The following is a 12,032-nucleotide window of genomic DNA, read 5'->3' on the forward strand; positions in this document are numbered from 1 at the left end:
ACCGCCGCCCGACCACTAACCCGAATTGCGCAGCGCCGTCGCAAGTCCGTTCATCGTGAGTTGGATGCCGCGGCGAACGAGTTCGTGTTCGTCGCCGGCCCGGTAGCGGCGCAGCAGCTCGACCTGCAGGTGATTGAGCGGCTCGAGGTACGGGAAGCGGTTGTATACCGACAGCTTCAGGGCCGGGTTGTCGGCGAGCAGATCATCGGTGCGGGTGATCGCGAAGTACATGTCGATGGTCCGCTGATGTTCGGCTGCGATCATCCCGAACACCTTGTCCCGCAACGCCTCGTCCGGAACGAGCTCGGCGTACCGCGCGGCCAGACCCATGTCGGACTTGGCCATCACCTGGGCCATGTTCGACAGCACGGAGGCGAAGAACGGCCAACGGTGGTAGAGATCGGTGAGCTGCGCCAGCCGCGTGGGATCGCCGTCGACCCAGCGTTCGAAGGCGGTTCCGGTGCCATACCACCCGGGCAGCATGACGCGCGACTGCGACCACGCGAGCACCCAGGGGATCGCCCGCAGGTCGGCGATGGAGCTGGTCGGCTTGCGAGACGTCGGCCGACTGCCGATGTTCAGGGCGCCGATCTCCGAGACCGGGGTCGAGGTGGTGAAGTACTCGACGAAGCCCGGTGTGCGATGCACCAATTCGCCGTAGGCATCGCGGGCGAGGGCGGCCAGTTCATCGAGGATCCGATAGGCGGCCTCCGCGGATTCACCCAGACCCTCGACATCGAGCAGTGTCGATTCGAGCGTCGCCGCCATCAGGGACTCCAGATTCCGTTCGGCGCGTGCGGGTTCGGCGTACTTGGCGGCGATCACCTCGCCCTGTTCGGTGATCCGCAGCGATCCCTGCACCGCCCCGGGCGGCTGCGCCAGGATCGCGTCGTAGCTGGGTCCGCCGCCCCGACCGACCGTGCCGCCCCGACCATGAAACAGTCGAATCCGTAGGCCCGCCGTACGACTCGCCGCGACCAGGTCGAGTTCGGCGCGATAGAGCGCCCAGTTGGCCGCGAGATATCCGCCGTCCTTGTTGGAGTCCGAATAGCCGAGCATCACTTCCTGCAGCCCGCCCTGGGCATCGACCAGAGCTCGCACCAGCGGAATACTCCACGCCGACTGCAGGATTCGCGCACCGGCCTGGAGGTCCTCGATCGTCTCGAAGAGCGGCACCACCCGGACGCCGCATCGCTCCGGCTGACCTGGCACGTAGAGGCCGGCCTCCTTCAACAGGATCAGCGCCTCGAGCATGTCGCTGACCGACGTGCACATGCTGATGATGTACGTCGGGACCGCGCCCCGCCCATAGGCATCGACGGCCTGCGCGGCGGATCCGACTACGGCCAGCTCGCGCGTGGCCAGCTCGCTCAGTTCGGCGTCGCCGGAGACCAGCGGCCGCCGGCTGCCGAGTTCGTCGGCCAGCATCGCGACGCGACTCGCCTCGTCGAGCGCCGCGTAGTCGTCGTGCACCCCGGCCCACCGCAGCAGTTCGCCGACCACCTGCTCGTGCACCTCGGAGTTCTGCCGCATGTCGAGTCCGGACAGATGGAATCCGAACGCACGCACCGATTCCCGCAGCATCCGGAGCCGATCCTCGGCGATCTCGGCATCCCCCTGCGCCCGCAGCGATGCGTCGATCACATCCAGGTCCGCCGCGAATTCTCCCGCCCCCGAATAGGACTCGCCCAGCTCGACATCGTCGTCGTCGAACATTCGCGCCTCGGTCGCCGCCAGTCGGCAGGCAACAGTGTCGAGGGCGGCGCGATACGGCTCGTCGCTCTCCCGATCCGTCGGGGCGGCCAGCTGCCGCAACGGCGCGTCGGCGGTGATCAGCCGCGCCGACATGCTCAGCTCTTTCGCTAGCGAAAGCACCTGGCTCCGATGGTGTTCCATCGCGGTCCGGGCCGCGCTGCCCGCCGCCAGCGCCACCACGTCACCGGTCACATTCGGGTTGCCGTCCCGGTCGCCGCCGATCCACGAACCCATCCGGATCATCGGTGCCGGCGCCGGGTCGACGGTCGGATAAAGCTCCGCGAACCGGTCGGCCAGGCGGGCATTGATCCGCGGCACCACCTCGAAGAAGCTCACGTCGAAGTACCGCAGGCCGACCGCGATCTCGTCCTGAATTCGCAGTCGTTCCAGGCGAATCAGCGCCGTCTGCCACAGCGTGAGCACCTGACGGCGCACCGCGGTGAGCACCTCGGCGTCCTCGGCGTCGGTCAGCTCGGTGCGGTCGCGGAACCGCATCAGTTCGCTGATCCGGTGCTGCGCCTCGAACACGGTGCGGCGCCGGGTCTCGGTCGGATGCGCGGTCACCACCGGAATCACCACCGAGCCGGCCAGCGCGTCAGCGACCCGCACCGGATCGAGGTCGGCCGCGGCCAGGCGGTCGTATGCGGCGGCCAGGCTGCTGTCCTGCGGTGGATCGCCGGCGCGGAGATGGATCGCGCGGCGCCGCTCGCGATGCAGGTCCTCGGCCAGATTCGCAAGCAGCGCAAAGTGACTGAACGCGCGGATCACGCCGACCGCCTCCGCCGGGGTCAGGTCGACGAACATCCCGGCCAGCTCCGACCGGTCGACCTCCGAACGCCGCACTCGGAACGACTCGACGCGGGCACGCTCGACCAGATCGAAGATCCGCGCACCAGAGTGTTCGCGAACAACGTCGCCGAGGATGCCGCCGAGCAGCCGGATGTCGGCACGCAGCGGTTCGGATGCAGCACGATCGGGTAGCGCGGTCGTCATCGGCCAATTATCCCGCCGACCCGCTGCGCGTGCAGAGGATCGGCTCTAGGGTCGAACTCAGTGAACAATTCCACGATCGTCAGCCGCGCCCCCGCCCACGTTCCGAGGTTTGTCCGATTCCCTCGGTTGTACCGGCCCGCCGACGACACCTGGTTGTTGACCGACGCGGTGCTCGACGAGGTCGCGAATTCCGAACGGACCCTGACCGTGCTCGAGCTCTGCGCCGGAACCGGATACATCGCGGTCTCGGCGGCTCGGGCGGGCGCGGACGTGACCGCGCTCGACATCAATCCCCGGGCGGTCACGAACACCCGATTCAATGCATTCCTCAACCGCGGCCGCGTCACGGCCGCGGTCGCCGATGTCCGCGACCTGCCGTCGCTCCCCCGGTTCGACCTGATCGTCGCGAACCCGCCGTATGTCCCGAGCGCCGCCGAGGATCCGCAGACCGGAGCGGCGTTGGCGTACAACGGCGGCGCGGACGGCCGCGCGCTGATCGACCCGGTCTGCGAACGGGCGGCCGACCTGCTGACACCGGGCGGCTCTCTGCTGCTGGTGCAGTCGGAGGTGAACGATGTCGATCGCACCTGCGACCTGCTCCGACGAACCGGCGTGGTGCCGTCAGTGGTGATGCAGCGCTCGATCCCGTTCGGGCCCTTGATGTCTGCCCGATCGGCGATCCTGGAGAGCCGCGGACTGATCGGCAGCGGCCAATGCACCGAACGCATTTCGGTGATCCGCGGCCTGCTGCCCGCCGAATCCGACTCCGGTGTCGATCAGCTCGGTACCGGAGCCACCAGCGACGACTTCCCGGTCGACCAGGAATCGAGCAGATGAGTACCGATCCGGTCCTCCAGTGCCAGGAAAGCCGCCGCCCCGCGCAGCACAGCGGCGCCGCGGACCGGGTCACTGTCGACCCACCCGCCGACAAGATCGCGCATCGCGATCTGTTCATGCGCTGCATCGGCTTCGATGTGCTCGTCGTAGAAGCGTCGAGCGCGGGGCGATGCGCCCAGCCGGGTCAATCCGCGTACATATCGCCCGCTCGGCAGCGACGAGGTCATCTCGATGGCGCACAGATGACCGATCAGCTCGCCGACATGCGTCCGGTGCAGGCCGAATCGGGACAGCACGTTGAGTCCCGCCAGCGTGATCGCCGGCACGACCGGCAGGTAGTACATGTAGCCGGTCTGCAGTCCGAACTCCGCCATGGTGTCCGCGAACAATGTCGAATGCATCCGCGGCAGGCTCCCGCCGCCGTACTCGTCGGCCTGGATCTCGATCAGCGCGGCCTTCGCCCGGCCACCGATCCGTGGGATACCGAAGGTGTGCAGGTCCGCCTCGCGGAGCTGGTAGAGCGACCGATGAATCAGCAACTCGGTGAGCTCGCCGACGGTGGCCCGGTCGCGCACGTGCACCGACACACCCGCGGTATCGTCGTCGACGGTCCGGCGGACGAGTTCGCCGACGGTGTACGACGCGGCCTCGGCCGGCACGCTGATGGGACCGATCGCCGCGTCGATCGCACGATCCAGGTGCCGTTCGAGCCCGGCGAGCACCGTCATCAGCCCCGGATCCCATTGCAGCCCATCGTCGACGCCGACGATGCCGCGCAGATGCAGCTCATACAGCAGCGTCAGCGTCAGCTGGGCGTCCTCGTCCGCGAAGAAGTCCACCGCCGAACCGGGCGTCACGATCAACGATTCCGATTGCGCCGCAAGATCGTTCGAATCGGCACCGACGAGCGCGGCGATCGTCGCCGCGGACAGTGGGCCGCGAGCCGGCGGCAGCGGCATCCGCTCGTCGGCGGCCAGGGGAGGTCGACCGATGACCGATGAACCGACCGCCGCTGCGTCCATAACCGTCTGCCACCGCGGTCCACTGCTCATCCGCGGTGACTTCGACCTCCTCGACGACGAGGGTAATCCGATCGACGCCGGACGCACCACCATCGCGCTCTGCCGGTGCGGGCACAGCGGCCGAAAACCGTTCTGCGACGGTACCCACAAACGGATCTACGGCACCGCCGATGACTGACGTGTCGACGACCGATGTGCCGCTGACCACCGCGCAGCGCGGCCTGTGGGCTGCGCAGCTGACGATCGGTGACGTCCCGATCGCCGTCGCGCAGTGCATCCGGATCGACGGCACACTCGATGTGGCAGCGGTACTCGCGTCGATGCGACGCGCCTACCGCGAGCTCCGCGTGGGCACGGGCCCGGTCGTCGCCACGCCCGACGGCCCTCGGCTATGCCTGAACGACAACGACGTCGACATCGAGACCGTCGACATGCGCGGCCGCCCGGACCCGACCGCTGCCGCCGAGGAATGGATGGCCGACGCCTGTGGTCGTCCGATGGGTCTCGACACCGGTGACCTGCTGACGACCGCATTGCTGCGGATCGAGGACGACCGCTGGTTTCTGTTCACTCGGGCCCATCACATCCTGTTGGACGGCTATGGCGCCCTGACGGTGATGCGACGGGGCGCCGCGCTCTACCGCGCCGCACTCGGCGGCCAGGAGATGGTCGCCGAATCGGCGGCGCCGACCGCGTTGACCGACGCCGACCGCGTCTATCGAAAGTCACCGCGATATCGGCGCGACCAGGACTATTGGCGTACGCAGCTGCGCGATCTGCCCGAGCCGATCGCACTCGGCACCGTGCGGGCACCGCCGTCAGCACGACCGATTCGGGTCAGCGCCACCACCGATCGCGCCCTGGCCTCCGCGATCCGCTCGTGCAGCGCGGCCCTGTCAACACACGGCTCGGTGACGGTCATCGCCGCCATCGGCGCGTTCGTCACTCGGCTCGCCGACCGCGATCAGATCGTCGTCTCCCTGCCGGTGCCCGCGCGCACGTCCGCCGCAATGAAGTCGGCCGCCGGCAGCGTGTCCAACCTTGTGCCGCTGGTCGTTTCGGCACCGCCGGGCATCTCGTTGCGGGACTTCGTCGGATCGGTCGGCGCCGCAGTCTCGGGAGCGCTGCGCCACCAGTGCTATCGGCACGAGGACATGCTCCGCGACCGCCGGGTGCCGCTCGCCTCGCTGCATCAGTTCGGTCCGGTGATCAACATGTTTCCGGTGCCGCCGCGGATCGACCTCGGGCCGGTGTCGGCCGAATACGAGGTGATCAGTACCGGCCCGGTTCTCGATCTCAACGTCAACGTCTACCCCGCCCCCGACGGCGAGCAGCAGCGGGTCGACCTCGAGGCGAATCCCCAGTCCTTTTCTGCTGCAGCGGTTTCCGATCTACACGCGCAGCTGATGGCATTCCTTGACCGGTTCACCCGGCTCGCCGCCGACGACCCGATCGACGGTATCCGACTCGATTCGGTCACCGTCGACGCTCGCGGTACGCCACCGCCGACGACGATGGCGGCTTTGCTCGCCCAGGCCCCGACCGACGACGCACCCGCGGTGCTGGACGGGTCTACCCGCCTCACCTATCGGCAATTGCGCAGCCGCGCAGGGCAGTTGGCCGAATCTTTACGAACCGCCGGCGCCGGGCCCGAGACGCCGGTCGCGACGCTGCTGCCCCGGTCGGCGGATTCGGTCGTCGCGGCGTGGGCGATCGTGCTCGCCGGCGCCTGCTCCGTGCCGATCGACCCGCGGTATCCCGTTGCCCGGGTCGCGGCGATCCTGAACGCGGCCGGCTGCCGCATCGGTATCGCGCATTCTCCGCCTCCGTCGACCACGAACTCGGTGCGTTGGCTGTCGCCTGATCATGCCGAACCGACCGCGACACCGCCGGCCGTGCCCCCGACGATCCACCCCGACCACCCCGCATATCTGATCTACACCTCGGGCTCGACGGGGAGGCCCAAGGGCGTGGTGGTGACCGGACGCGGCCTCGCGGGGCTGGCCGCCGAGATCCACGGCAGCTACGACCTCGAATCCACCAGCGTGCTGGCCCATTTCGCATCGCCGAGCTTCGACACGTCGATCGTCGAGATGCTGGCCGCGGCGATCTCCGGCGCCGCGCTCGCCATCGTGCCGCCCGATGTCGTCGGCGGCCCGGAACTGGCGGCGGTCCTCGACGATCGTCACGTCACGCATCTGCTGATCACCCCGTCTGCGCTGGCCACGCTGCCATCGGACGGTCTGCCGGCATTGCGGTCCATCCTGGCCGGCGGCGAGGCCTGCCCGCCGGCCCTCGCGGATCGCTGGATCACGTCCGGCCGCCGGTTCCGCTGCGCATACGGTCCGACCGAGACCACCTGCAGCGTCACCATCACCGACGCCCTCACCCAGGACGACATCCGGCCCCGCGTGCCGATCGGCGCGACCATGCCCGGGGTGCAGGCCCTGGTGCTCGACCATCGGCTGCGGCCGCAGCCGGTCGGCGCCATCGGCGAACTCTTCATCGCCGGCCCGGCCCTGGCCCGCGGCTACCAGGAGTCGCGCACGACTGCGCAGCGGTTCGTCGCACATCCCTGGGGCGCACCGGGTTCCCGGATGTACCGGACCGGCGACATGGTCTGCCGCCGGCCCGACGGCGGCCTGGATTTCCGTGGCCGCACCGACGATCAGCTGAAGCTGCGTGGATTTCGCGTCGAACCCGGAGAGGTCGACACCGTGCTGCGGCGACTGCGCGGCGTCGACAATGCCGTCACCATCGCCCGACAGCGCGGCGACACCTGGTCGCTCGCCAGCTATGCCACCGGATACGGTCTGCACCCCGGACGGCTGCGCTCGGAGCTGGCGCGGACGCTGCCGACATTTCTGCTGCCATCGACGATCACGATCCTCGACGAGTTCCCCACCACCGCAACCGGAAAGATCGACCGAGCGCGCCTGCCGACGCCCGACGCCGAGGCCACCACCGCATACCGGGCCGCCGTGACACCGCTCGAAAAACATTGCCAACAGAGCTTCTCGGAGATCACCGGCGCCGCCGGGATCGGCGTCGACCACGACTTCTTTGCGATCGGCGGCGATTCACTGTCGGCGACCGAGCTCGTCGCCCGCATCAACGACATCGCCGGCAGTTCGCTGACGGTGCGAGATGTCATCGACGCGCGCACCCCGGCCGGGCTGGCGGCACTGATCACCGCTGCGGAGCTACCACCGATCGTCGGCGCGGCACCGGGCCCCACCGCCCTGTCGCCCGCGCAGCGCAACGTCGATCTCACCGACCACGGCCCGGCCAACGTGATTCCGTTCGCCGTCCGGGCGCCGACCGTCGACCTCGATGCACTCGATGCGGCGCTCGCCGACGTCACCGCGATGCATCAGCTGCTCCGCGCCACCCTCATCGACGGACTGGTCTGCCCGGACACCGCCATGCCCATCCGACTCGAACCGTTCTCCGGTGATGCCGAGGCGTTCGCGCACGCCGGTTTCGACCTGACGCGCGACCCGCCGATCCGAGTCGGCTACCAGCGCCATCGCGACCATGTGCGGTTTGCCGTCGCGCTGCATCACGCGGCGATCGACGGCCGGTCGATCTCGATCCTCACGGCCCAACTCGCCGCCGCGTATGCGGCCCGCGTCGGCGGGCAGGCTCCCCGGCTGCCGGTGCCGGAGATCGACTACCTGGACTATTCGCGATGGATCGCCGAATGGCTGGGCGACCCCGACGACCCGGGCAGTAGGTACGCCGCCCAGATCGGCTACTGGCGCCGCGAGCTGTCGGATTTGCCGCCCGCCTTCCGCACCCCGTCGACACGGCCGCGGCCCACGCCCTGGGATCGCCGCGGACAGCGCCGCACCTACCGACTGAACACGCGGACATGGGAGTCACTGCAGGCGACCGCACAGCATTGCGGCACAACCGCTTTCGCCGCCACCCGAGGTTCGATCGCGCGACATCTGTGCGCGACGGCCGGCGCGTCGGACGTGGTCATCGGTACGCCGGTCGCGGGCCGACGACGCAGCGAATGCGACCAGATGGTCGGGATGTTCGTGAACACGCTGCCCCTGCGGTATCGCGTCGCGGCGTCGGACTCGCTGGAGCAGGTGGTCGCCGCCCATATCGAGACCGAACGACGGGCGCATCGGCATGGGGACGTCGCCTACACCGACATCGCGCAGGCGCTGGGACAGGCGGCCCCCGGCGCGCACCCGTTGTTTCAGATCGTCGTCTCGGTCGATGATGCGCAGACGTCGCCCCTGGCGATGGGCGAGGGAATCGTCGCGATTACGCCGCTGCCGGCCCCGGTGGCGAAATGCGATCTGCATTTCTCGATCAGGCCGCCCCACGAGGACGCGCACGCGACGGTGGAAGTGTTGTATCCGACGGCGATGTTCGATGCTGCGGACGTCGACCAGCTGGTCGACGAGTGGCTGCGGTCGATCACGCCGACCGCGGCGTCCTAGTGGACCTTGAGGTAGAACCCGTAGCCGACGATGAGGATCACCCAGATGATCCCGACGAAGATCGTCATCCGGTCCAGGTTGCGCTCGACCACGCTGGATCCCGACAGGCTCGACTGCACGCCGCCACCGAACAGCGACGACAGACCGCCGCCCTTGCCCCGGTGCAGCAGCACCAGGACGACCAGCAAGACGCTGGTGATCAGCAGTCCGATGTCCAAGCCGAGCTTCACAGGTATGCCTTCCGGGTATGACCTTCGGGCGCGCACCACGCGCACCGACCGACCAGTGTACCTGTCGACGGTATTTCCGCCCGAATCGGCCGACGCGCGTCCGCCGACCCCCGGATGGTCGAAACACCGGAAATACTCATATGCGCCACGCAGGCGGGCCACAGCGACCATCCAGAAATGGCCGATAACTTCATTTCCAGATCGAGTGATCCGCACCGATCATTCCCGAAAGGAAATGCAATGCCTCCACGCAACGGCCCGCACCGCCCGGCTCCGCAGCCTCGTCGCCGCGTCCGCCGATGGGATCCGCGTCGACGTGTTTGGTTCTGGGGCTGGCAGTAAGTCCGAACCGCAATAAATCCCCCCGATTCCCTGAATCACTGAATTCGAAGAAAAGGAACAAAATATGCCTCCGCGTAACACTCCCCACCGTCCCACCCCGCAGCCTCGCCGCCGCGTCCGCCGATGGGATCCCCGCCGTCGCATCTGGTTCTGGGCCTGGCAGTAAGCACGCCATCGGGCCTGCGCCACAACCAACACACTGCCCCCAACCAACACGCAGGGCGGTCACAGCTATCCCCAAGAATTGAGCGATAATTTGTATTCCTGGTCGGGTAAATACCGAGAAAGGGATAGAAATGCCGCCGTTTAACCCTTGGGGTCCGCCGCCACCTGCTCCGTGGGGCCCGCGCCGCCGCCGGCGTATTCGTCGCTGGGACGCGCGCCGCCGTGTCTGGTATTGGGACTGGCAGTAGGCCGAACTATTGCGCCGGGAACATCGACACCATCGATGCTCCCGGCGCATTTTTCTGACACAACTATTCGCATTCATGTAGATCGACCACATTGTCCATATAGTCGGCAATGATCGAAGAATTATCGCCAGACCGTGAAGGGTTCGACACAGTGATCTCCCCCGTTCTCGATCCCGACGGCGTCGATGTCGGCCCGGCCGACGTCGAGCCGATGACACCGCGGCAGGCATTCACCCGGTTCCGTGGGCTGCTCAGCGGTGAGGGCTGGCCGTTGACCAGGGCGCTCGGGTACCTGCTGATCGGCGCCGGGATCGAGATCGCCGGCATCTTCCTGTTCTCCGACGTCATCGACTCCGCAGTCACCGCGACCACCGCCTCCGCATTCATCGCCTCGGCGGCGATCTGGGCCGTCGTCACCCTCGCCGGAGTCGCGACCGAGTATCTCGGCCAATTCACCAGCATCGCCATCTCCGAACGTGTCGTCCTGCGACTGCGCGGCCGGCTCTATCGGCACGTGCAGCGCCTGGACCCGACCGTCGTCCGCAGTATCGGCGTCGGCGACCTCGTCGCGCGGCACACCAGTGACATCGAAGAGGTGGAGCAGGGCATCGGCAGCGGGGTGATCCAAGGCATCGTCGCGCTCGTCAGTGCGATCGGGCTGGCCGTCGCGGCCCTCATCATGAGCTGGCAGCTCGCGGTGATGGCGTTGGTGTCCGTTCCTGTACTGGTGCTCGTCTCGCGCTGGTTCTCGGTGCGTCAGCAGCGGGCCACCCAGACCGAACGGGATGCCTACAGCGCGATCGCCGTCGCGGTCACCGAAAGCATCACCGGGCTCGAAACCACGGTCGCCTACAACCAGCAGGCGGCCGAATACGCGCGGCTGCACCACCGCGGCGACCGCTGGCGGACGGCCCGGCTGTCCCAATCGCGGATCGAGTTTCGATTCGGCGCGGCGAATTCCGTCGTCAACCTGCTGGTGTCGATTCTGATCGCGACCTTCGGCGCCTGGCAGATCCGGCACGGCCAGCTCACGGTAGGCCAACTGGTGGCGCTCACCGGCTACCTCGGCTACCTGTACCCGAAGATCCAGGACATCGCCGAACTGCGGCTGCGGCTCACCACGGCCGGCGTGAGTGCGCGGCGGGTCGCCGAAATCCTCGACACCCCACCCGCCGGCGTCGACGCGCCCGGCGCGGCCGATGCGGCGCCCCACGCGGACACGTTCGTCCTGGAGTCCGTGAGCTTCGGGTACGACGAGGCGCCGATTCTCCGCGATGTGAACCTCCGGGTCGACCGCGGACAGATCGTCGCGATCGTCGGCCCGAGCGGTGCCGGCAAGTCGACCGTCGCCAAGCTCGCCACCCGTTTCCACGTCCCCGACTCGGGACGAATCCTCCTGGGCGACACCGACATCAGCACGCTGACCACCGACGCGGTCCGCGAACACGTCACGCTGCTGCCGCAGCTGCCAAGCCTGCGGTCGGCGACCGTGGCCGAGAACATCGGCTACGGCCGTCCGCAGGCCGGGACGGACGAGATCGCCGCCGCCGCGCAGGCGGCCGACGTGACATCCTTCGCCGCCGATCTACCCGATGGGCTGCACAGCTGGATCGACGACGGCGGGCTGACGCTGTCCGGCGGCCAGCGTCACCGCATCGCCGTCGCCCGGGCGCTGCTGCGTGGCGGCGATGTGATGATCCTGGACGAACCGACGACCGGGCTCGACGATGCGAGCGTGGAACGCCTGGTCGGCCCGCTGCGGCAGCTCGCAGCCGGGCGTTCGACCATTCTGATCACGCACGACCAACGGCTCGCCCGGATCGCCGATGAGGTCTATGAATTGCGAGACGGACGACTCGAGCCTCAGCTCATCAATCGATGAACCAGGCCCCGACGGCAAGACCTAGCTGGTGATCAGACTGTCGCCTGCCAAGGTTGATGCAGGTCCGCAAAGGCGCTTTCCCTTGCGGGCCTTCGTCA

7 protein-coding genes are annotated in these 12,032 nt (G+C 68.2%); 4 read left to right on the forward strand and 3 right to left on the reverse strand.

What is annotated here, in order from left to right:
- Positions 1-15: 15 nt before the first annotated feature.
- On the reverse strand, positions 16-2,748 hold the full coding sequence (ppc, locus tag G341_RS0112275) for a phosphoenolpyruvate carboxylase (RefSeq protein ID WP_018179445.1): 2,733 nt from the start codon (positions 2,746-2,748) through the stop codon (positions 16-18).
- A gap of 60 nt (positions 2,749-2,808) precedes the next feature.
- Here ppc and G341_RS21955 point away from each other — a divergent pair, with 60 nt between their 5' ends.
- Positions 2,809-3,585 (forward strand): HemK2/MTQ2 family protein methyltransferase, encoded by a 777-nt coding sequence (locus tag G341_RS21955; protein WP_162140714.1) that lies wholly within the window; start codon positions 2,809-2,811, stop codon positions 3,583-3,585.
- Here G341_RS21955 and G341_RS0112285 read toward each other — a convergent pair.
- Complete coding sequence (locus G341_RS0112285; RefSeq protein ID WP_018179447.1) at positions 3,525-4,544, reverse strand: iron-containing redox enzyme family protein; 1,020 nt, start codon at positions 4,542-4,544, stop codon at positions 3,525-3,527. The genes G341_RS21955 and G341_RS0112285 overlap by 61 nt on opposite strands.
- A 31-nt stretch (positions 4,545-4,575) precedes the next feature.
- Here G341_RS0112285 and G341_RS0112290 point away from each other — a divergent pair, with 31 nt between their 5' ends.
- Positions 4,576-4,785 (forward strand): CDGSH iron-sulfur domain-containing protein, encoded by a 210-nt coding sequence (locus tag G341_RS0112290; protein WP_018179448.1) that lies wholly within the window; start codon positions 4,576-4,578, stop codon positions 4,783-4,785.
- A complete protein-coding gene (locus tag G341_RS21960; RefSeq protein ID WP_018179449.1) occupies positions 4,778-9,067 on the forward strand; it encodes a non-ribosomal peptide synthetase in 4,290 nt (1,429 codons plus the stop codon). The genes G341_RS0112290 and G341_RS21960 overlap by 8 nt, the downstream gene beginning before the upstream one ends.
- Here the strand turns inward: G341_RS21960 and secG are convergent.
- Positions 9,064-9,297, reverse strand: a complete 234-nt coding sequence (gene secG, locus G341_RS0112300; RefSeq protein ID WP_026303596.1) for a preprotein translocase subunit SecG — start codon at positions 9,295-9,297, stop codon at positions 9,064-9,066. The two genes, G341_RS21960 and secG, sit on opposite strands and share 4 nt — an antisense overlap.
- A gap of 906 nt (positions 9,298-10,203) precedes the next feature.
- On the opposite strand from secG, the gene G341_RS0112305 reads away from it, so the two are divergent.
- Complete coding sequence (locus G341_RS0112305) at positions 10,204-11,934, forward strand: ABC transporter ATP-binding protein (RefSeq protein WP_245556980.1); 1,731 nt, start codon at positions 10,204-10,206, stop codon at positions 11,932-11,934.
- The last annotated feature ends 98 nt before the right edge of the window (positions 11,935-12,032 follow it).

Source organism: Jongsikchunia kroppenstedtii DSM 45133 (genome assembly GCF_000380485.1).
In the GTDB taxonomy this organism is placed as follows: domain Bacteria; phylum Actinomycetota; class Actinomycetes; order Mycobacteriales; family Mycobacteriaceae; genus Jongsikchunia; species Jongsikchunia kroppenstedtii.

Coding starts and splice junctions, on each gene's coding strand:
- ppc (WP_018179445.1), bottom strand. CDS start 2,748: ATGACGACCGCGCTACCCGATCGTGCTGCATCCGAACCGCTGCGTGCC.
- G341_RS0112285 (WP_018179447.1), bottom strand. CDS start 4,544: ATGCCGCTGCCGCCGGCTCGCGGCCCACTGTCCGCGGCGACGATCGCC.
- G341_RS0112290 (WP_018179448.1), top strand. CDS start 4,576: ATGACCGATGAACCGACCGCCGCTGCGTCCATAACCGTCTGCCACCGC.
- G341_RS21960 (WP_018179449.1), top strand. CDS start 4,778: ATGACTGACGTGTCGACGACCGATGTGCCGCTGACCACCGCGCAGCGC.